Source organism: Hymenobacter jeongseonensis (genome assembly GCF_015694725.1).
GTDB lineage: Bacteria > Bacteroidota > Bacteroidia > Cytophagales > Hymenobacteraceae > Hymenobacter > Hymenobacter jeongseonensis.
In genome coordinates this window covers 193552-214362 of record NZ_JADQDQ010000001.1, presented here as the reverse complement: position 1 = coordinate 214362, position 20811 = coordinate 193552, and the positions used below count along the sequence as shown (strand labels likewise).

The 20811-nt window shown below is 58.7% G+C and carries 20 protein-coding genes; 5 read left to right on the top strand and 15 right to left on the bottom strand.

Annotated features, from left to right (window positions below; all coding sequences use genetic code 11):
* Window positions 1–101 precede the first annotated feature (101 nt).
* Together I2I05_RS00895 and I2I05_RS00890 are read left to right on the top strand one after the other, a co-directional pair.
* Window positions 102–464 (top strand): DoxX family protein, encoded by a 363-nt coding sequence (locus I2I05_RS00895; RefSeq protein WP_196280327.1) that lies wholly within the window; start codon window positions 102–104, stop codon window positions 462–464.
* A 42-nt stretch (window positions 465–506) separates the two neighbouring features.
* Complete coding sequence (locus tag I2I05_RS00890) at window positions 507–1094, top strand: hypothetical protein (protein ID WP_196280326.1); 588 nt, start codon at window positions 507–509, stop codon at window positions 1092–1094.
* Between the two features lie 16 nt (window positions 1095–1110).
* Here the strand turns inward: I2I05_RS00890 and recJ are convergent, their stop codons facing one another.
* The 12 genes from recJ to pdhA form a co-directional block, all read right to left on the bottom strand.
* Complete coding sequence (recJ, locus tag I2I05_RS00885; protein ID WP_196280325.1) at window positions 1111–2850, bottom strand: single-stranded-DNA-specific exonuclease RecJ; 1740 nt, start codon at window positions 2848–2850, stop codon at window positions 1111–1113.
* Window positions 2851–3093: 243 nt separating this feature from the next.
* Window positions 3094–4920, bottom strand: a complete 1827-nt coding sequence (locus I2I05_RS00880) for a tetratricopeptide repeat protein (protein ID WP_196280324.1) — start codon at window positions 4918–4920, stop codon at window positions 3094–3096.
* 204 nt (window positions 4921–5124) lie between these two features.
* Window positions 5125–7251, bottom strand: a complete 2127-nt coding sequence (locus I2I05_RS00875; RefSeq protein WP_196280323.1) for a peptidylprolyl isomerase — start codon at window positions 7249–7251, stop codon at window positions 5125–5127.
* 242 nt (window positions 7252–7493) lie between these two features.
* Window positions 7494–7757 carry a hypothetical protein gene (locus tag I2I05_RS00870; RefSeq protein WP_196280322.1) on the bottom strand — a complete coding sequence of 88 codons (264 nt, stop codon included), beginning with the start codon at window positions 7755–7757 and terminating at the stop codon, window positions 7494–7496.
* 67 nt (window positions 7758–7824) lie between these two features.
* Window positions 7825–8400, bottom strand: a complete 576-nt coding sequence (lptC, locus tag I2I05_RS00865; protein WP_230688066.1) for an LPS export ABC transporter periplasmic protein LptC — start codon at window positions 8398–8400, stop codon at window positions 7825–7827.
* 28 nt (window positions 8401–8428) lie between these two features.
* Window positions 8429–9766 carry a porin family protein gene (locus I2I05_RS00860; protein WP_196280321.1) on the bottom strand — a complete coding sequence of 446 codons (1338 nt, stop codon included), beginning with the start codon at window positions 9764–9766 and terminating at the stop codon, window positions 8429–8431.
* A complete protein-coding gene (locus I2I05_RS00855; RefSeq protein ID WP_196280320.1) occupies window positions 9753–10493 on the bottom strand; it encodes a type III pantothenate kinase in 741 nt (246 codons plus the stop codon). Before I2I05_RS00855 ends, I2I05_RS00860 begins: the two co-directional genes overlap by 14 nt.
* Window positions 10494–10656: 163 nt before the next feature.
* Window positions 10657–12684 (bottom strand): pseudouridine synthase, encoded by a 2028-nt coding sequence (locus tag I2I05_RS00850; RefSeq protein WP_196280319.1) that lies wholly within the window; start codon window positions 12682–12684, stop codon window positions 10657–10659.
* 199 nt (window positions 12685–12883) lie between these two features.
* Window positions 12884–13267 carry a TraR/DksA family transcriptional regulator gene (locus tag I2I05_RS00845; protein ID WP_196280318.1) on the bottom strand — a complete coding sequence of 128 codons (384 nt, stop codon included), beginning with the start codon at window positions 13265–13267 and terminating at the stop codon, window positions 12884–12886.
* 183 nt (window positions 13268–13450) lie between these two features.
* On the bottom strand, window positions 13451–13927 hold the full coding sequence (gene ribH, locus I2I05_RS00840) for a 6,7-dimethyl-8-ribityllumazine synthase (RefSeq protein ID WP_196280317.1): 477 nt from the start codon (window positions 13925–13927) through the stop codon (window positions 13451–13453).
* A 122-nt stretch (window positions 13928–14049) separates the two neighbouring features.
* Window positions 14050–14823 (bottom strand): tetratricopeptide repeat protein, encoded by a 774-nt coding sequence (locus I2I05_RS00835; RefSeq protein ID WP_196280316.1) that lies wholly within the window; start codon window positions 14821–14823, stop codon window positions 14050–14052.
* A gap of 65 nt (window positions 14824–14888) precedes the next feature.
* Window positions 14889–15920, bottom strand: a complete 1032-nt coding sequence (gene pdhA / locus I2I05_RS00830; protein ID WP_196280842.1) for a pyruvate dehydrogenase (acetyl-transferring) E1 component subunit alpha — start codon at window positions 15918–15920, stop codon at window positions 14889–14891.
* Window positions 15921–16141: 221 nt separating this feature from the next.
* On the opposite strand from pdhA, the gene recF reads away from it, so the two are divergent.
* Window positions 16142–17257: a DNA replication/repair protein RecF gene (recF, locus tag I2I05_RS00825; protein ID WP_196280315.1), complete on the top strand. Its 1116-nt coding sequence runs from the start codon at window positions 16142–16144 to the stop codon at window positions 17255–17257.
* 73 nt (window positions 17258–17330) lie between these two features.
* Entirely contained in the window at window positions 17331–17639 is a 309-nt protein-coding gene (locus tag I2I05_RS00820) for a DUF721 domain-containing protein (RefSeq protein WP_196280314.1), read from the top strand.
* Between the two features lie 398 nt (window positions 17640–18037).
* Here the strand turns inward: I2I05_RS00820 and I2I05_RS00815 are convergent, their stop codons facing one another.
* Together I2I05_RS00815 and I2I05_RS00810 are read right to left on the bottom strand one after the other, a co-directional pair.
* The gene (locus tag I2I05_RS00815) at window positions 18038–18424 is read right to left on the bottom strand and encodes a helix-turn-helix domain-containing protein (RefSeq protein ID WP_196280313.1); all 387 of its coding nucleotides are present in this window, start codon (window positions 18422–18424) and stop codon (window positions 18038–18040) included.
* A gap of 281 nt (window positions 18425–18705) precedes the next feature.
* Window positions 18706–19551: a glycerophosphodiester phosphodiesterase family protein gene (locus tag I2I05_RS00810; RefSeq protein WP_196280312.1), complete on the bottom strand. Its 846-nt coding sequence runs from the start codon at window positions 19549–19551 to the stop codon at window positions 18706–18708.
* Window positions 19552–19745: 194 nt separating this feature from the next.
* Between I2I05_RS00810 and I2I05_RS00805 the strand changes: the two genes are divergently transcribed.
* Window positions 19746–20369, top strand: a complete 624-nt coding sequence (locus I2I05_RS00805; RefSeq protein WP_196280311.1) for a hypothetical protein — start codon at window positions 19746–19748, stop codon at window positions 20367–20369.
* 93 nt (window positions 20370–20462) lie between these two features.
* Here the strand turns inward: I2I05_RS00805 and I2I05_RS00800 are convergent, their stop codons facing one another.
* On the bottom strand, window positions 20463–20753 hold the full coding sequence (locus I2I05_RS00800) for a PLDc N-terminal domain-containing protein (protein ID WP_196280310.1): 291 nt from the start codon (window positions 20751–20753) through the stop codon (window positions 20463–20465).
* Between the last annotated feature and the right edge of the window lie 58 nt (window positions 20754–20811).

Here is a 20811-nt window from a genome sequence, read left to right as displayed (position 1 = left end):
GAAAAATATTAACTAGCTACCCGCAATTATGGCGGCTATACGGGCGAGCGGCCCACAATGGCGGCCGTTGCCACGCCATTAAGCCCCACATTTACGGGCCTATGACCGTATCCTCTTTGAGCCGCTATGGGTTGGCCCTGCTTTTTGTGCTGGCTGGCAGCTGGCATTTTGTGCAGCCCAGTACTTACCTGGCCATTATGCCCCCACCGCTGCCCCAACCCTTGGCGCTGGTGTACATAAGTGGCTTTTTCGAAATCCTGGGAGGATTGGGGCTGCTGTTCCGCCGCACCCAGCGCGTGGCCGCCTGGGGCTTGCTGGCGCTACTGGTGGCGGTGTTTCCGGCCAATGTGTACATGGCGTTGGCCTACGAACAGCTCGGCATTCCGGGTTGGGTGGCGTGGGGACGGCTGCCGCTACAATTGCCGCTGCTCTGGTTGGTGTGGCGCACCATGCGGCAACCGTAGCGTCAAGCTAAATTGCGGCCACTTTCTACCAAAAATCACTTTATGACATCCCAGTACCTGCTCGCCGGACTGCTGGCAGTGAGTAGCCACTCCCTGGCCTGCGCCCAAATCAACGCACACCAGCCCTCCTCCGAGCCTCCAGTTACTGTCACTCAAGCGGCTACATATGGCGCCGCTTATGACTCGTTGATGCAACGCGTAGTTGCTATACGAAACCAAAGCACCGCTCGAATCGCCGAATTTAAAGCTATGCAGGGGTCCATGGGTGGACTACACCGAAAGATAAAGGCTTATGCGGGGTCGCCACAGGCCGCCGTCAGCGACGATGGCACTCAGTCTGGGGCGCATCTCGTCACCCAGAAAACCATCAAGCACCGCTTTGGCATTGAGCTAGAGAAAGTGGTGCATTACGACGCCAACAATCATGTTGTGCTGCGGGAGCGCTACGAAAACCGACGGCTTACCCGGCTCGAATTGTTCGAATACAAGGCGCCCCTCAACTCACCCGTGGCCAGCTGGCTGTTCGTACGCGGCGACTATTTGCGTCACACAAACTCGCCGGTTTCCTTGGCTTACAAAACCACTCAGCAAAAGCGCTACTACTATAGCCCCCGGTCAGCAGGCGAATAAACCGTCCGTTTAGTGCTTACTCCCACCGCACGTCCAGCAACCGCAGCTGTACGCTGCGCTGGCCGCGGTACTCGTTCAGCTCCACCGTGTAGCAGGCGCTGAAGGGCTGGCCCTGTTCGATTTCGGGCAGATAGTCGGCCAGGCCGAAGCCGATGGCGTCCACGGCCGGGCCCTGGGCGTCGGCCGAAGCCAGGCGAAGCTTGAGGTGCCCCTGCCCTACCACCCGGGCACTATTGGGCACCGCTACCAAGCGCTGCGAGGCAAACACCGGGTTGGGATTGCCGGGCCCGAAAGGCTCCATGCGGCGCAGCTCGGCAAAAAATTCCTCGTTTACCCGGCTCAGTGGCAGCGTAGCGGCTACCTCCACCGGGCGCACCAGGTGCTCGGTGGTGAGGGTACCCGCCACTACTTCCTCAAAACGACGCTGGAAGGCAGGCACGTTTTCTACCTTCAGGGTGAGGCCGGCGGCGGCGCGGTGCCCGCCAAACTGGTCGAGCAGGGGCGCGCAGGCCTCTAGGGCCTCGTGCACATCAAATCCCGCCACGGAGCGGGCCGAGCCGGTGGCCTTGCCATCGCGCTGAGTGAGAATGACGGTGGGGCGATAGTACTGGTCGAGGCAGCGCGAGGCCACGATGCCGAGCACGCCCTGGTGCCAGTCGGCTTTATAAAGCACGGTGGCGCGAGCATTCTGCAGCGTGGGGCTGCCGGCAATCATGTCCAGCGCTTCCTGGGTGGTGTGCTGGTCGGAGCCGCGGCGCTGCTGGTTCATCTGGTCCACCACTTCGGCGGTGTAGCGGGCTTCCTGCTGGTCGGGGGCCAGCAGCATGGCCACGGCCCGGCGGGCGTCGCCCATGCGGCCGGCCGCGTTGATGCGCGGGGCAAAGCCAAAGATGAGGCTGCTGATGCCCAACGGGCCTTCGCGCAGGGTAGCCAGCTCGCGCAGGGCCGCCAAACCAGGGCGCAACAGGTGGGCGTCTTCGTTAAAGCGCCGAAGGCCGTGGGCCGCCAGAATCCGGTTTTCACCGGTGATGGGCACAATGTCGGCGGCGATGCTCACGGTGGCCAGGTCCAGCAAGTCGTGCAGGGGTGCTTCGGGCCGGCCCAAATGCTCGCCCAGGGCCTGCATCAGCTTAAAGCCAACGCCGCAGCCCGACAGTTCTTTGTACGGGTACGCGCAGTCGGCACGCTTGGGGTCGAGCACAGCTACGGCGGCGGGCAGTTCCTCGCCGGGCAAGTGGTGGTCGCAGATGATGAAATCGACGCCCTTGCTGGTGGCGTAGGCCACCTGCTCCACGGCTTTGATGCCGCAGTCGAGCGCGATAATGAGCGTGAAGCCGTTAGTGGCCGCAAAATCAATGGCTTTTTCAGAAATGCCGTAGCCCTCGGTGTAGCGGTCCGGAATGTAGTCGCGCAGCCGCGCCTCGCCGAACAGGGGCGTGAGGTAGCTCATCACAGTGGCCACCGATGTGATGCCGTCCACGTCGTAATCGCCCAACACGACTACCTTTTCGCCTTCGTTGAGGGCGCGGCTGAGGCGGGCCACGGCGCGGTCCATGCTGCGCATCAGCAGCGGGTTGGGCAGCTGGCGCAGGTCGGGGTGGAAGAAGGCGGCGGCGGCTTCGGGCGTGTCGATGCCACGCTGCACCAGCAGGGCGGCTATTTCGGGGGCGATGAAGAGGGCCTCGGTCAGGCGTTGGGCCCGTTGAGGGTCCGATTCGGGGATATAATTCCAGCGCTTACTAGCGGATATGGGCATCGGATACGTAGTAGAAATGGTCTCAAAAGTACGACCAAACCCCTCCCCCACGCCGGCTGGCTTATCTTTGGCCCCCGGCGCCCTACTGCCGCGGCCTATGCGTCAGCTCCAAGAATTCTACCGCAAGTACCGCCAATACATCCTTTCCGATGGGTTGATGTACGTGGTGTTTATTGTGGCGCTGGCCCTGATGTTCGTGTTTTTTGGGTAATCCGGCGGCAGCTTAAGGCCGCCGCATGGGCGCTACACGCCATCGCCGCGCAGTTTCCGGAACCGCTTGCGGGCCTCGGCCACGTAAATACTTCCCGGGTATTTGGTGATTACTTGGTTGTATAGTTCCTGGGCTTTCCCCTTGTCCTTCATGTCCTCCTCCTGAATCCGGGCCAGCAAGAACAGTGCATCGTCGCTCAGCACGTCGTACTTGGGATTATTGGTGATGCGCTCGAGCGTGGCTGTAGCGGCGGTGAAGTCACCAGTACGGCGCTGCAGCTGGGCTTTCAAATAATAGGTGTCGTCGGCGAGGGAATGACCAGGGAACTTCTCCAGCAGCACATCCAGGCCCGCTATGGCCTCCTTCAGCTTGTTCTGAAACACGAGCTGCTCCACAGCGGCGTAGGCGCGCAGGCCCAGGCCCAGCGTGTCTTCCACGGTGTTGTCCTGAATCAGCAGCGAGAGCTGCATGGCGTCGTTGGCGATTTCGCGCGTGGTGGCTTCTTTCAAAATGTCGAGGTGGCTTTGCGCAAGCTTAAAGTCGCCGGCATAGTAGCTCAGGCGGGCGTTGCGCAGCTTGGCCTCGTAGCCAAGTGGAGAGTCTTTGTGAGACTTCTCGACCTGCGAATACAGGAGTGTGGCTTCCCAGGGCTCTCCTTTCAGCAAATACAGGTCGCCGAGGGTGACTTTGGCTTCGTCCACCACGTCGTTGCTGGCCCGGGGCATGTCAATTACTTCCTGTAGCAAAGTCATGGCCTTGGCGCGGTCGTTTAGCTGGAAAGCGTGCAGGTTGGCCAGGTTGCGGAGCACGGGCGCCGTGTCGGGGGTCCGGCCCTGCTCGGTCAGCAGCTGCTCGTAGTCGGTGACCAGGGCGCGCACTTTGGTTAAATCCACCGGATAGGTTTCGCGCACCTGCGCCTCGCGCGCCTGGAGCAACCGCTGGCGGGCCACATTGCCGTAAGGACCGTTGCGGTATTCCCGGGCCACGTAGCCAAAGCCCTCAATGGCGCTTTCGTAGTCCTTGTTTTGCTGCGCAATGGCAGCTAGTTCCATTACCCGGACGCCCTCGCCGCGCCCGCGCCGGTCCAGCGCGCGGGCCTGCACCAACGCCCCGGCAAAGTCGCGCCGCTGCATTTGCAGCCACAGCAGCAGTTCGCTGTAGGTAGCTTGGTCGGGGTGTTCCTGCGTAGCCGTGAGCAACAGTCTTTCCAGCGCGTCAAAATCCTTTTCCTCGCGCAGGGCGTTTTGCAGCATGTTGCGCACAAAGGGCAGCTGCTTTTCATCCAGCGCAATCAGGCGCAAGGTCTCAGCCAGCACTTGGGGTTGGTTCTGGCTTTGGGTGTAGAGCTGAATCAGCTGCGGAGCGTACTCCGTGTCGTTCTTGGCCAGCGCCCGGCCGCGCAGGTACGTGCGCTCGGCCCACTGGGGCAGCTCGCGGCGGCTGAACTCGGCGGCCACGGGCTGCACCTGCGACGGGACAAGCTGGCTCAACACTTTTTGCCACTGCTTTTCGGCGGCCGGGGCATCGCCGGCGGCCGCATACACGCCCCCCAAGGCCACGCCCAGGGTCGCATCTTCCGCGTGCTGCTTCATGGCTTTTTTCGCCAGCTTCTCGGCGTCTTTGTGCCGTTTCAAGGCTTGCAGCGAGGCCAGATACACGGGAAATACGGTGGGGCTGGTTTGCTCGGCGGCGGGGAGCTTTTCCAACAGAAACACCACTTTGTCGTGCTCGCCCCGGCGGGCGTAGTCATTGGCCAAAGCGGTACCGCTTACCGGCGCCCAGGCTTTGTCGGGTTGCTGAGCCTGCGCCGGCAAAGCCAACAAAAACGAAGCGGCTACTACTAGGAAATGCGGACGCATATATTCAGGAGTCGGTTCAAGCGGAGGACATGAGCTAGCTGCCAAGCGGCAGCCCGTGGGCTTAAACGCTGGGCTTGGCGCCGTTCGTTCAACAAAAAAGCCAACAGTGCCTTCCGTTGTTTCGAAGGCAGGGCAATGACGCTGAAAAACAAAAAAGGGCCGCCCCCGAAGGTACGGCCCTTTTCAAATTCAGGAATTGACGTCCTAGAAAAACTTCGTGCGGTTGTCCTGTACGTTCGACTTGGCCTTGATGGCCTCGTAAATCTTGCCGTCCTGCTGCTGGGCGCGCTGCTGAACGAGCTGCTGCTGCACGGCTTTCAGGTCGGTAGCGGCGGCCGTGGGAGCGGCTACGCTCACCGGCTCAATCACCAATACGCCCTGTTCGCCTTGAATTGGAGCGGACTTCTGTCCGGGCTTCAGGCCGAAGGCTTTGCCCACGGCTACGGGCTCAAAGCCCACGTTGGCGAGGTTGCCCTGGCCCAGGGTTACGTCCGGGGCAACGCCCACCTGCGCGGTAGGACCATACTTGGCTGCCATGTCTTCCAGGGTGCCAGTTTTGGGCAGCTTGGCCAGGATTTGCTTGGCCTTTTCCTCGTTGCGCACGCCAGCCGAGAGTTCTTCTTTCAGAGCCGAAACCGAAGCGGTGCCTTTGGCGCGCTCGTCGGTGAGGGCGGCAATGACGTACTGGTCGCCAATTTCGTAGACCTCAGAAATGTCGCCTACTTTGGTTTCGCTGCCCGTCTGGTTGAAGCCAAAGGCCCAACGCACGAGTTCACGAGCATTTTGCAGGTTGTTTACGTTGCGGGCGCCCCGGTCCAGGTTTTTGGCTTCCTGCTTTACCAGCGTTTTGTCCTTGGTCACCAGCTTGCGGAAGCTCTCCAGGTCGGTGGCTTCGCCCTTCAGCTGCTGCGCTTTGGCGTAGGCGGCTTCGCGGGTGGCATCGGTCGGGGCAATGCTCTTCTTCACTTCGGCTACCTGGTAGGTTTGCTTGGTGGGAGCGGCGGTTACTTTGATAATGTGGTAGCCAAACGACGTTTCTACGAGGTTGGGCAACAGGCCGGGCGCGGTGGCCGCGAAAATGGCTTTCTCAAACTCGGGCACCATGCGGCCCTGGCCGAACCAGCCAAGGTCGCCGCCCTGGTCCTTGGTGCCATCGGTACCGAACTGACGGGCCATGGCGCCAAAGTCGGCGCCGGCTTTGATTTTGTTGAGGATATCCTGCGCCTTGGTTTTGGCGGCGGCTTTGGCTTCGGGCGTGGCGCCGTCGGCCTTGATGAGGATGTGGCTGGCGCGGGCGGCCAAGTCCTTGCCGGCGCTTACGCCGGTCACTTTGTAGAGCGAGTACGTGCCGTTTTCAGCGTAAGGACCGTAGATTTTGCCTTGGGCCAAGGGCAGCTGCTTGCGCAACTCCTCGGGCAGGTCGGCGGGGCTACGGAAGGCCTTCGTGTAGGGCTGCTCCGAATTCGCCATCACAAACAGCGAATCCACCGGAGCCGAAGCAAATTGGGTTGCCAGTTCGGCAATCGTGGTTTTCACGGCAGTACTGTCTTCTTTCGAAGCAACCACCGGAATGGTGATGTACTCCACCGAGCGGCCGTCTTCTACTTTGTACTTGCTCTTGTTCTTGTCGAGGTACGCTTGCAGTTGGGCGTCGGTCACTTTCACGGCCGAGTCGGAAATGCTGGCATACGGCACGAACAGGTACTTCACCGTCGCCTTGGTGTTCTGCAGCGTGTTAAAACGCTTGGCTTCGGCGGTGGTCACGTACACCGAGTTTTTCAACAGCGCGTTGTACTTGTTGGCGATGCGCTCGGCGGGCAGGTTGGCTTCGAAATTGTACCAGGCCGCCTGCGTTTCGGGGGGCAGTTTGTCGAGGTTTTTCAGGTAATCAATCAGGCGCGCCTTGTCGAACTGGCCGGTTTGCTGATTGGTAAATGCCTGCTTGATGCCGGCGTTGATGTTGTCGCCCTGCACCATGTCCACCAGCTCGTCATCCGATACAGTCAAGCCCAGCTTGTCCCATTCCGGCTTGAACGCCAAGCGGTAGATGGTCTGGTTCCACGCCTGGTCGCGCAGGTAGCCCATGGCCTGGTCGTCGGGCTGGCGCTGCTGCTGCGAAATAAACGCCTGCTTGGCTTGCTCCAGGGCATTGTTGTAGTCTTCGAGCTCCACCTTTTGGCCAGCTACTTCCCCCACCACGGTCTCGTTGCGATTGAAGAGCCGGTTGTTGCCGCCTATCAGGTCGCCGCCCACAATAAAGAGGAGCATGCCGATAGCCACGAGGCCGACTGCCACGCCTGATTTTTCTCGAATCGTGTTAATTAAAGCCATTCTTGTAGTTGTCGGTTGTCTGTTATTTGTCGGTTATGAGTGGCCGGCAGCAGGTAGCCAGAGCATGCTGACAACTGCTAACGAGCAACTAACAACCCGTTGAGTAGGGTCAAAAGAGGCGCAAAATAACCAGAATTTGACCGGGAATCAAAGTTTTACCTGATTTTAAGTCCTTCGCAAAGGCAGCGGCAGATTTTATCTTAGCTGCCGGCTGCGACGCCGGTACGTCCTCAAAATGTGCCTCAGCGGCGCTTCCGGTTAGATTTGGTGGGGGTTTTGGCCCGCGCTTGCTTGGCCAGCCGGGCTTGCTCCTCCGCAATTTTGGCCGCCAACCGCTCTTGCTGCCGCCAGTACAGCAGCGGCATCCAGCAGAACATGGCAATCATGAAAATCCAGTAATTGGCCGCTATGTCGTTGAACAGCAACGTCTGGTAGATGCCAATTACCAGCGCCACCACGCCCACCGAAAAGAGGACGGTGCGCAATAAGGATTTATCGAAAGTCATGGGGAGGAATTTTACGGGCCGTTCTATTTTTCAAACCGCCAACGGAGCGGGGTGGTGCCACCCGGCCCTATTTTGCGGGAGTTGCCGTGCCCGCTGCAGGCGCGGCAAATACCCCGGTCACCTTTTTCAAGCTGTAGCGGGAAAAGTTTTGATTTGCCGTCAGGCCATAGCCGTCCACGTACTCGGTGGGCGTGGTTACTTTCACAAACGTGGCCGAATCGGTGTAAATCAGCTGCTTGGTTTTGTCAAAAAACATCTCCTCAGTGTTGAGGCGCTGCTCTTGGGGGATGTTCACTACCCGCACGTCACCGCGCATGATGTAGAGGTTTTTGGCTTTGTCGGCTTTACCGTACTTGGCCGTCAGCGTGTTCACCACGGTCCGCTTGCCATCGGCCGAATAGAAGGTCACCTGCACACCCTTGGGATAGAGCACGTCGCCGTTTTCAAACTGCTGTTCGAGCGGGGCGGTGAGCTGAAACTTGAGCTTGGCCGAGTCGCTGACCAGGGTGCGCACGTTGGTGGTTTCCATTAGCGGGCCGGTATAAACCAGCCGCGGGCCGGTGGCCGCTTTTTTATCGCAGCCCGCCAAGGCCAGCACCAGCAGCACGCCCCCACTTCCCCACCTGTCTCGGAATGCGTGCAAGTTGTTTGAGTTGATTAATGCGTGGCCGTTACTGCAAGCGCCGCTTGATGAACCAGCGGTTGTTGAGCGTCACCCCCAATTGGCCGCGGATGTAGTTTTCCTGCACGTTGCTGCTGCCCGTGGTGGCGTTGAGAATGTCGGTATTGCCCCGTACGCCGTACGTAAAGCCCAGGCTGAACGTAGTGGATTCCAGAGGCGTAGCCGTGGGCAACGGGAAGGCAAAACCCCAGCTGATGGCGCGGTCGTACAAGGTTTTTCCATCCAACTGGTATGGCATCTGCGCAACGCTCACGCCGGCGCGGTACGTCACCCGCTGGAAGTAATGCTCAACCGAACCCGGGTCGGGGGCAATTTCGCCGCCCAAGCCCACCCGCCAAGTGTTGTTGAGCGAGGTGCTCTGCTGGCCGAAACTGTTGAACTTCGACCACTGCTGCTGCGAAGCATCGAGGTTGATGCTCCAGTTCTTGTCGTTGTCGAGGCTAAAGCCGACTTGGGCCAGCATGGGAACCGCAGTGCTGCCGCGCCCGTCGCTTAGGGTCGTCGAAGGCGCAATGAGCGTACCGTCGACATTGGCTTGCTCCTGCTCCACGGACTGCTGCCCACGCAGGTTATGCCCAAAGCTGTACACGCCCGCCACGTTCATGTTGAGGTCCTTGCCCAGCTTGTGCCGGTAGTGCGCCCCGGCCCGGAAGGCAAAGTCGGAGTAGCGCGTATGGGTTCGGGTTATTGAATTGACCGACGCGGTGCTATTGGTAACCTTCACGATGGTGCCAACAGTCTCATCGACCACCCCAAAAATATAGGAAGCCGTAACGCCAACCGTGAAGCCCTTCGAAATCTGAAAGCCCTGGCCGAAGTACGCTTCGGAAATTCCGCCCGTGCCGCGGTACTGCGTCAACACGGAATCCGTGGCATTCGGTGCGCCGATTACCGGGCGCACGGTGTTCGATTCGTAGTCCACGGCGCTCAGTGGCTTCAGGCCCACGGCCGCGCCCCACTTGCTGCTCAAAGGCACCGACATGGCCAAATAGCCCAGGTTGGCGCTGCCGCTGCGGCTGGACGAAGCCGCGTTTTTCACGGTTTTGTATTGCCCGCTATAACCTGCCTCAAACGTGGTGCGGCCCGTGTAATACAGCAACGCCGGGTTTAACTCATTCACGTTCGTGGGGTTAGGTGCCGCTAGGCCCACGCCGCCCATGCCCATCTGGCGCACGCCGCCGGTGTTGGCGTTGAATTCGCCTAGGCCGATGCGGGAGTACGGCGAGTTGCCCAAGCCCTGCGCCTGCGCGCCATTCATAGCAACCAGAACCACTCCCGCCAACACCAAGCCCAAACGCAGGCAACCCATCTCTTTATTTGACAACATGATAAGCTAAAATCCGATTAAGGCCGAGCAGCACCAGCTCAGGCACCACAAAGATACGAGCCGGGAGCCGGGCCGCCAGAAAAGTAGCGTCGCCTCCCGTCAGCAACACCCCGAGACCGGGATGGAGCCGCTGATACTGAGCAATGAACCCCATGATTTCGGCCACGATGCCGTTCACCACGCCGCTCAGCATGCTTCCCGTAGTGGAGTCTCCCACGAGCGGAATCGTTGCATTGGCTGCTGGCCGCTCCAACAACGGCAGCCGCCCCGTGAACGTGTGCAACGCCCGAAACCGCATGCCAAGCCCCGGCGCAATGCTGCCGCCGTGGTACGTGCCATCGGCCGAGACAAAGTCAAATTTCAGGGCCGTGCCCGCATCCACGATGAGCGTAGGCTGCCCGGGCCGTAGTCCCGCCCCACCCACTGCAGCCGCTAGCCGGTCAGCCCCCAGCGTATGGGGGGTGGCATAGGCATTCCGCAATGGGACGGCCGTAGTGGCCGGCGAAAAGGTCAGAACTTCTCCCAGCACCAGTTTGCGCAACTCATCCGCCTGCAGCGCGGCATCTTCCGCTACCGAGGCAATGATGCAGTGCTCCGGCTGCCAGCGCTGTGTAAGCGCCAGCACCTCCGGCGCCGTGAGGCCCGCTTGCATTTCGACCAGCCGAGAGCTATCGAAACAGCCGGCTTTCACGGCCGTGTTGCCAATGTCAAGGGCAAGAGTACGCAAGTGGTTTGGCTAGATAAGAATTAAAAATAAACGTCATGCTGAGCGGAGCCGAAGCATCTCGCGTGCCACCACTAACTCAATTGTTTGGATTAGTGGTGGCACGCGAGATGCTTCGGCTCCGCTCAGCATGACGGTCTAGTGGGACTGAAAGTACTTAGGTTGCTTACAGAAAGTACTTCATCCGAATAACTTCCTGCTCGCTTAGGAAGCGCCACTTGCCGCGGGGCAGGTCCTTCTTGGTGAGGCCAGCGTACTGCACGCGGTCCAGGGCCACCACTTCGTAGCCAAGGTGCTCGAAGATGCGGCGCACAATGCGGTTGCGACCAATGTGGATTTCGATGCCCACGAAGTGCGGGTTGCCGGCTACTACGGCCACGTCGTCCACAGTGGCTTTGCCGTCTTCCAGCTCCAGGCCTTCGGCAATCTTGCGCAAGTCCTCCTCGGCCAGGGGCTGGCTGAGTTCGACTTGATAGATTTTCTTGTTTTTGTGCGAAGGATGCGAGAGCTTCTGGGCTACCTCCCCGTCATTGGTGAAAAGCAGCAGTCCGGTCGTGTTGCGGTCGAGCCGGCCCACGGGGAAAATCCGCTCTTTCGAGGCGCTGGCTACGAGGTCCATCACCGTGCGGCGGCCTTCGGGGTCTTCCGTAGTCGTGATGAAGTCCTTGGGCTTGTTCAGCAGCACATACACCGACTTCTCACGGTTGAGGTTGGTCTTGCCGTACTGCACGGTGTCTTCAGGTTGCACTTTGTAGCCCATTTCCGTCACCACTTCACCATTCACCTTGATTTCGCCGGCTGCAATCAGCGTATCGGCCTCGCGGCGCGAGCAAATGCCGGCGTTGGCGATGTAGCGGTTCAGGCGCAGTTCGTCGGTGCCGAAATCTTCCTCTTCCTCACGGCGACGCTTGTTGCCACGGGTTTTGTCGTTTTCGTAGTGCTTCAGGTTTTTGTAGTCAGGAGCTTCGCCGGGGCGCTCGCCGTAGCGGGGCTTGTCGGCACGGTTCTCCTGCACGGCCGGGCGAGCAGCGCGGGGCTTGTCTACGGCGCTGCCGTAGCCAGTGCCGGAACGACGCACGCTGCGCTCCTGGGCTTTCAGGGCCTCGCGGCGCTCGGCAAAGCTGCCGGGCGCGGGCGTCCATTTCTCGGTGCTGCGCTTCTCGTAGCTACCGGGGCGTTCGCCGGTGCTGCGGCTGGCGCCGAAGGTGGAGTTCTCGCGCTTGCCAAAAGCACCGGGGGTAAACTTCCGGCCAAACGCGGCTTCGTCGCCACGACGGTCGGCATCGCTGCCACCCGCAAAATCAGCACGCGGGGCACGCTCCTCGCGGGGCTGCGGCGGGTCCGCCTGAAACGGACGGGCCGACCGAATGGGCCGGTTCGGGCCACGCTCTTCGCTGCGCTGGAAATCTTCCGGCTCGCGGGGCGTGCTCCGACCAAAGCTGCCGCTGTTGCGGGGTGCGCTGGTCTCGTCGCGCTCGTTGGGGTTGCTCTTCTGGAACTTGCGGTTGCGCTCGCCGGGCAGGCCACGGGGTACGGCCTTCTCGCCTTCGCGGCGGTAGGGCTGGCCGTTCCAGTTCTCTTTGGGCTGATACTCGCGGATGGGACGCGCGGGGGCCGAATCCGAACCACGCTGTTCGCCGCGGTCGCTGCCGAAACCGCCACGCTCGTTGCCACGCTCAGGGCGCTCGGCGGTGCGGCCGTAGCTGGTACCGGTGCGCTGCTCCTTGCCTAAGCGAGGACGCTCGCTGCGCTCGGGCCGGTCGCCGCCGGGGCGGAACCCGCCGGGCTCGCGCTGGCTGGATTCTTTGCCGCCGCCGAAGCTCTTACCACCAAAGCCTTTGTTACCGAAGCCGCTGCCGCCTTCGCGGTTGCCGCCGCCGTAGCTACTGCCATAGGGGCGCTTCTCGCCGTCACCGGAAGGACGGCCGCCACCGAAGGCACCGTTGGTGGGGCGCCCGAAAGCGCCGTTGGTTGCCGGGCGCCCGAAAGCGCCATTGGTGGCGGGACGGCCATTGCCGGGGCGAGCGGCGGAATAGCCGCCGCGGTCGCCACCACGGTCACGGTCGCCGCCGCGGCCAGCGGGGCCGCTTGGGCCCGAACGCTCGTTTTTGTTGCCGCCGAAGCCTCCGGGGCCTCCTGCACTGCGGCCGCCGCGACGGTCCGACTTATCTTCTGAAAAATGTTTCTTGCCCATGGCTTGAAAAGTTGCTTGCCGTATCGCTACGGTATGATGAAAAACGTGGTGGTCAGAGTTGAATCCGGCGCTACCGACCGGTTAAAGCCGGCGGCCGCCGAAATGATTCATTCCCTTAAGATAAACGCAAAAGCCCGAACCTGCCAGCCGGCCGCCGCAGCGCCGGCCCACAGGTTCGGGCCTCGGGCCTTTGCGACGGTTAGTCGCGGCGCGCCATTTTGGCTTCGATGGAATGCTGGGTGTGCGGTACTGCCCGCAGGCGCTCCTTCGGAATCAGCTTGCCGGTGCCGATGCACACGCCGTAGGTACCGTTTTTGATGCGGACCTGGGCATTTTCCAGCTGCTGAATGAACTTCATCTGACGCGAGGCCAGCTGGTTCATGCTTTCCTTCTCGGCGGTGTCAGCACCGTCCTCCAGCACTTTGGCCGAAGACGCGGTGGTGTCAGTGCCCGAGTCGTTGCTCCGGTTCAAGGTTTCTTTGATGAACGCCAACTCTTTGCGGGCCGCCGTCAGCTTCTCTTGAATAATCTGGTCGAACTCATTCAAGTCTTCCCGGGAATAGCGAATGTTGTCTTCGTTCATCGAAAGGGTTAAAAAAGGAATATGGAATATTAGGAATCGGGCGAGGCTATAACCCGGCAACACGACGACCTGCTAAATGGTTTGGCAGCTCCACAATGAGCCTGTTCCCTCTAACTAAAGCCGTTGCATGCTTGTTTTTGCGGCTGCAAAGTTACGAATGCCAGGCCGCTTTTCCTCCCAATACTAAAAACCTAACATTTGGATAGCAGCCACAGCGGCTTCCACGCCCTTATTGCCGTGCTTGCCCCCGGCCCGGTCCCAGGCCTGCTCCAAGGTATTCGTCGTCACTAAGCCAAAAATGACCGGCTTATTGAACTTCAACCCGACCTGAGTGATGCCCTGTGCCACGGCGTGGCAGATGTAATCGTCGTGCTTGGTTTCGCCCTGAATAACGACGCCGAGGCAAATCACGGCATCCATCTCCTCATGCTGGGCCAGGAACTGGGCGCCTAGCGTCAGCTCGAAGCTGCCGGGCACAGTGTTGCGGTAGATGTTATCGGCGTTGGCACCGTGCTTGAGCAGGGTGTCGTAGGCGCCGGCGCTGAGTACATCGGTTATCTCGCGGTTCCAGTCGGCCACCACCAGCCCGAAACGCTTTTCGCTGATGTCAATGAAAGTGGAGGCGTCGTACTCGCTGAGGTTTTGGAGGGAAGTAGCCATAGATGGGGTTAAAAGCAGTCATCCTGAGCGCGGCGGCGGACCTTGGCACAAGGAACGGGTTTCGTTCGGGTGCGGTAAGGTCCTTCGCTGCGCTCAGGATGACAAACAGAGGTACGGATTGGTTAGTTGGCGCCTTCCAGCTTGGCTTTGAGTTGGCGGGCTTCCGCTACTTCCTGAGCCGTGGGGAATTCGTTGATGATGCGGTCGTAGGCTTTCAGGGCGCCTTCGTTGTCGTTGGCGATTTCGCGGGCCGTGCCTTCCTTCAGCAAGTAGCCGGGCGAGAAGTACTCGTTGGAGTTGTGGTCGGCGGCTTTGGCGTAGAGGTCGGCCGCTTCCTTGGGCTTGTTCATTTCCAGTTGCGCGTCGCCCATCAGGGCGTAGGCGCGGCTCTGCACGAGGTAGTCGTCCGAGCTGAAGTCTTCGAGGTAGTCGAGGGCCTCTTTGAACTTGCCCTGCTTCAGCGAAGCCACGCCGGCGTAGAAGTTGGCGAGGTTGCCGGCTTTGGTGTTGCCATACTCATTGGCCACGGTGGTCAGGCCAGGAGCCTTGCCGTCGCCCTTGATGGCTTTGTTCAGCGAGTCGGCTTCCCAGTTGTTCACAGCGCGGAACATCGTGGCTTGGGCTTTCTCGTTCTGGCTCGTGCGCCAGGTGTAGAAAGCGAAAGCGCCTACCACACCTGCCACCACAATGGCCAGGATGGTGAGCAGAACGTTGCGGTGGTTGCGCACAAAATTCTCCGAATCCACCAAGCGGGCGGCCAGTGCATCCGGGTCTTCCAGCAGCGGGTTTTCAGGCGCTAGGTTTTCGGCAGGCGCCAGCGGGTCGGCCGAAACGTTCTGAACGGGTTGCCCCTGACGGGCCTGCTGGCTCTTGCCAGTGAATGGAATCTTCGACATTACGGAGAGAATTGCTACAACAAGGCCTGCATGCAAGCCGGGTGGCCCCGGAAGGGCCGGGTTAATTAGTCGTGGATGTAAGGGTAGTCGTTCTGCACGTACACGTCCTTGTACAGTTCGTCGGGCGTGGGATAAGGCGAGTTTTCGGCAAACTCCACCGACTCGGCAACCTGGGCTTTGATGCGTTCGTCGATGGCTTCGAGGTCGGCCTCGGTGGCCATGTTGTTCGTGAGAATGGTGTGACGCACGCCTTCGATGGCGTCGCGGTGGCGGTAGTCTTCCAGTTCCTCTTTGGTGCGGTACTTGGCGGGGTCGCTCATGGAGTGGCCCTTGTAGCGGTAGGTCTTGAACTCGAGCAGCGTGGGGCCTTCGCCGGCGCGAGCACGCTCGGCGGCGCGGGCCACTGCCTCGTGAACATCTTCCACGCGCATGCCGTTCACCGGCTCCGACGGCATGTCGTAGCTCAGGCCAATCTTGTAGAGGTCGTGCACGTTCGAGGTGCGCTGCACCGAGGTGCCCATGGCGTAGCCATTGTTCTCAATCACGAAGATGACGGGGAGCTTCCACAGCATGGCCATGTTGAAGGCTTCGTGCAAGGCGCCCTGGCGCACCGCGCCGTCACCCATCGAGCAGATGCAGAGCTTGCCGGTCTTGTTGTATTTCTCGGCGAAGGCAATGCCCGCGCCCATTGGTACCTGCCCGCCCACGATGCCGTGGCCGCCCATGAAGCCAACTTCTTTGTCGAACATGTGCATTGAGCCGCCTTTGCCTTTCGAGCAACCGGTGGCTTTGGCAAACAGCTCGGCCATCACGGCATTGGGCGAGGTGCCCAGCGCCAGCGGGTGGGCGTGGTCGCGGTAAGCCGTGATGTACTTGTCGCCTTTTTCCAGCGCCGATACCTGCCCCGCCACACAAGCCTCCTGGCCGATGTAGAGGTGGCAGAAACCTTTGATTTTTTGCTGACCGTAAAGCTGGCCGGCCTTGTCCTCAAACTTGCGCATGAGCTGCATTTGCTCGTACCACTGCAGGTAGGTTTCCTTGGGAAAGGAAGTGCCAGCCTTGGCTTGCTTCGACAAGTCGGTGCCGGATGCGGCCATCTCGGGCGCGTCGGTTCCAGGCATGACGGGGTCGGGCTGACCGCTGGGCGCTGCCGCTTTGGCCTTGGCTTTTCCTTTGGTCGCAGCTGCTGCGCCATTGGTTGCCGTCGATTTTTTAGAAGCAGCTTTTACTTTCGTATCCGCCATAGCACGTTTAAGGAAAAGAATAATTCGCGTTGGGAGGGCGAAATTACGTAAAAGTGCTGGCAATACCGAACCTTATGACCCTTGACTCCCTCCAGCTGCTTTTTTTTAAGAATTACGACGACGCAGCCCTGCGTTTATCCCCCGGCCTCAACTGCTTTATCGGGGACAATGGCAGTGGCAAAACCAATTTGCTGGATGCTATCCACTATTTGTCGCTGACTAAGAGTGCGATAACCTCTTCTGACGTCCTTTGCATTAAGCAAGGCGCTGATTTCTTTGTAGTTAAGGGCAATTTCTCTTCAGATTCTGACGCTGGTCACGAAACCATTCAGGTCAGCCTGCGCCAGGGCCAGAAAAAGACCCTTACCCACAACAAGCAGCCCTATGAGCGGATGGCCGACCACATCGGCAAGTATCCGGCGGTACTCATATCGCCCTACGACACCGACCTCATTCGCCAAGGTAGCGAGGACCGCCGCAAGTACTTCGACAGCTTGATGGCCCAATTGGACCACGAGTTTCTGGAACTGCTTATTTCCTACAATGCCCTGCTTCGCCAACGCAATGCCGTGCTCAAGCAAGGCGGCGACCGGCCTTCTCACGGTTTCGACCGGGACTATCTGCTTGCGCTTGACGAGCAGTTGGCCCCCATCGGCCAACAACTCACTGCCCTGCGCGAAGCTTTCTTGGCGGAGTACCTACCCATTTTCCAACGGCATTACAGGCAGCTAGCCGATGGGCGTGAGGTCGTCACCCTCACCTACAAGAGTCAGTTAGTAGGAGCAGACTTTGCGCAATTGCTACGCAACAATGAGCGTCGCGACTTTGCCTTACAGCGCAGCACCACCGGCTCCCACCGCGACGACTTTGTCTTCCTCATGGATGAGCAACCCGTAAAAAGCCACGCTTCGCAAGGTCAGCAAAAGTCTTTCGCTATTGCTCTCAAGCTGGCTCAGTTCGAAATGCTGGCAGCCAAGCAGCAGCACAAACCCTTGTTGCTGCTCGACGATATATTCGACCGCCTCGATGACAAGCGCATTGCCCGGTTGCTAGAGTTGGTCGCCGACGAGACCTTCGGCCAAGTATTTCTGACCGACACCAACCTAGAGCGAACCGACCAAGCGCTAGCCCGGGTGACTATTCCCATCCTCCGCTTTCGGGTTCAGGATGGAACCGTCGCACCGGTTTAGCCCTTGCCAAGCGCTACCTTTGCAGCACCAATAAAAGGGTAAATTCAGCCCTTTATCTTGCTCTGACTGCTCCGTGAAAAAGCCCTCCTCCCCTACCCGCTCCGGCGACATTTCTCTCAAGGAAGGGCTCGAAGCGCTGGTGCGAACCTATCGGCTCCAGGGCAAGCTCAATGAGGTAACCGTGGTGTCGAGCTGGGAGCGAGTAATGGGAAAGGCCGTTGCCTTAAAGACCCAGGAAGTTTATGTCAACAAAGGCCGGTTATTCGTTCGCCTGACGTCTGCGCCGCTCAAGCATGAGCTGCTAATGGCGAAGACCCGCGTGGCCGAACTCATCAACGCCGAGGTGGGCGAAACCGTGATAAAGGAAGTCATCTTCCTATAAGCTCGTTCAGGAGCACCTTCCAGTTTGGGTTTCCACTCGGACGCTTTCCGTCCAAGTCTGCTAGCAAGACAGCTTGCTAAGGCTCTTCCAGGCGACCCTTGCTTTGCCTCTCCGCATTTAATCGAAATATGCTCCAGAGAAGCAAAACTCCTCCCCCGACTCTGCATACAACAGCCCCTATTGAATTGGGGTTTTAGGCACTATCCGAGCACGGCTATCATGAGGCGTGCTTCTTGACGATATCGATAGGCTCACATTGCGCCGCCTTGTATCCCTCCTTGGCGCCTGTTGTTCTTCTATTCCTTTCAGCTTCACCGAACAGGCTATGCACCCCCGTGTGGCATTGTTGTCCACGTGACTGAGGTCCGAACGAAAATGTTTCACGTGGAACATTTTTGTCACTTCGGCCCGTACACCTTTAGCAAAAGCTCATTGTAGGCCTCAAGAAGGGCTATGTACTTAGACTGTAGTAATAAAAGCTGCTTAGTTGGGTCACCGTCGGTCATTTGAGGCGGTGTTACACGTTGCGTAACAACGTTTGTAACACTAGGTCTTTGTACAGATGTTACAAATGGTAAAGATGATTGTTGAACAACTGTAAAGTCGTTTGAAAAATCATGATTAATGATGTCACCGATTCTTTTTACGATACTGTAATCAACTGTTTCTTCTTTGAATTTACGATAAATGGTGGGACGTGTAATACCCAATTCCTCCACGATACGTGTAATGGAAATACCGCTGTTTTTGATAGCTTCTTGCAGGATTTCCCCTTGGTGTGGCATAGTATGCGTGTTGTGTAACGATTATGCAAATATGTCCAATACGCACTGATTAAACAAACTTGTTCGAACAATAAAGTTACAACCAAGCACACATTACAATAACATTACAAACACAATATCTGTAACAATTACACTTATTGAGTGTATCATAAATGCGTTACACAGTACACTTGTAACACATGGAAGCTTTACGCATTACAAAAATAAAATGGCCTACTGTAGTCAGCAAGGCCATTTTTATACGGGTAAGCGTACTTTGTACTAGCACCGTGTTACCCTTGCTAAGCTGAAATCACAGATAGCATCCGGTCTGGATAATCTGTGGTCATTCCGTCGACTCCTAGAGCAATGAGACGGTGCATGTCCGCGCGTTCATTTACAGTCCAAGGCACTAGGCGCAGGCCAGGAAACGCTGTGCGCAAAGTGTGGACAGCCTTTGGTGAAACGGTCTTGAAATCGGGCCCGAACGTGGTGGGTACAAAGCCGAGTTGGGCGATGCTAGACGTCCAAGCCAAGTCATCTTCGACCAATAGGCAGAGGGCTAAGTCGGGTTGTTGATGGTGGGCCAACCGGAGGATGCGGACATCAAAAGAAAGCAACGTAGTACGATTCAAGACTTGAGCGGCGTGCACTTCCGCGAGTACCAAAGCGAAGAACTCCAGAGGTCCGGGATGAAATATATAATCGGTGTGCGGCGCACTTTTTACCTCGATTGAGTACCCCACAGGAGCACGGCCCAAGCGCAGGCTGGCTGCTTCGACAGCAGCGAAAACGTCCTTCAGCAAGGGCTTAAAAGACGGCTCCGAAACTTGCTCGGGAAAGTTGGGATGGCGCAGCCGGCCGCAGTCGCACTGCCGGATGGTGGAGTAGGGAAGCCGGTATAAGTTGTGTCGTTGGCCCTCTATCGGAGGGATGACCTGACCAGAAGCATCAAGGCAAATCAGGGGATTTAGCCACGGCTCATGCGACACGACCACTCGGTTATCGGCCGAAATGACAACATCTAATTCGAGTACATCGACCCCGAGTGACAGGGCATGCAGGAAGGCTGGCAACGTGTTTTCGGGTCGTAGACCCCGGCAACCGCGGTGGCCGTGGATTTCGGGGCGAAAGGCAGCAAGAGGCACGGAAGAAGAACTAAAAATGGATAACGAGAAAGATTAAACACGCAGAGCGAAGGCAGTGTGCGCTCCAACACCGGGAGAGAGAATGCGACGTGTTTAGAGGCAAGAAAAATGCCCCTGAGGCTGCTATACGGTAGCTCCGACAAAACCCCGAGTTTGGGGTAATTTTGCAGCTCATCCTTATTGATTCGACTTCCATGAAAAGACTGCTTTTGCTTGTATTACTCATTGCCCTGGGTGCTGGGGGATACTATTATTACCGAAGCCTGAAAAATGGGCCGAAGGGAGCGTTGGTATCGGCGGCGGCGGCGGTGCAGGCCCACGACATGGTTGCCTTTGAGAAATACGTCGACGTGAGCAGCGTAACCAGCCACCTGGTAGACGACGTAGCCCAGCAGGGTTCAGTGCTGACGTCGTTGGTGCCAGGCGGCGGCCTGATGATGGGCGGGGCGCTCCGCATGCTGAAGCCAACCCTGGCTAAAGCTGCCCACCAGGAAGTGCAGCGCTACGTGGAAACAGGCTCATTAGAGGCTGCTGTCGAAGCCGCTCCCAAGCGTATGGTGAACCTCTCACTCACTGGACTGGCCAGCCGCGTGGTGAGCCCCGAAAGCGAGTTCAAAGGCATCAAGTACACCCGGGAGGAAGGCGACAATGCCTTCGTGGGCCTGGAGGTGACGCAGCCCAAATACGACACCACAATGGTAGTGGAAGTGAAGATGCGCCGCCAGGGCGACCATTGGCAAATGACCGAAATCACGAACAGCGGCGAACTGCTGCGGGGCGTGGCCCAGCTGGAAAAGAAGCGGCTACTGAACCGGTAGAAGCCGTTAGAAAGCCCTCACGAAATGCCACAAACAAAAAGCCCGTTGCTGATAGCAACGGGCTTTTTGTTTGACTGGGAAGCTGGGGGATGACTACACTATTCCGGTGTTCGATTTGCCACGGCCGGCAAACAAGAAGTAGGCAATGAGGCCAGCGAAGGGGAAGATGAAAATCACAACGGCCCACAAAAGCTTCTTGCCAATGGTCCAGGGTTGACGGAATACATCAAACAAGGCGAATAGGTCGAGGGCCAGCAGAACGTAGCCCCAAGTAGCTAGGCTGCCATCGGCGTCGAAGCGGCTGCACGACGAAGCGAGCAGCATAATGGGCAGCAACAGGGCCACCAGAGGCAAGCGGGAGGTAAATTGACGAAGAGTTTGCATGAGGGTGGAGGGAAAGTGAAAGAATGTCTTTGCCCCATTACGCAATACTCGCTAAATA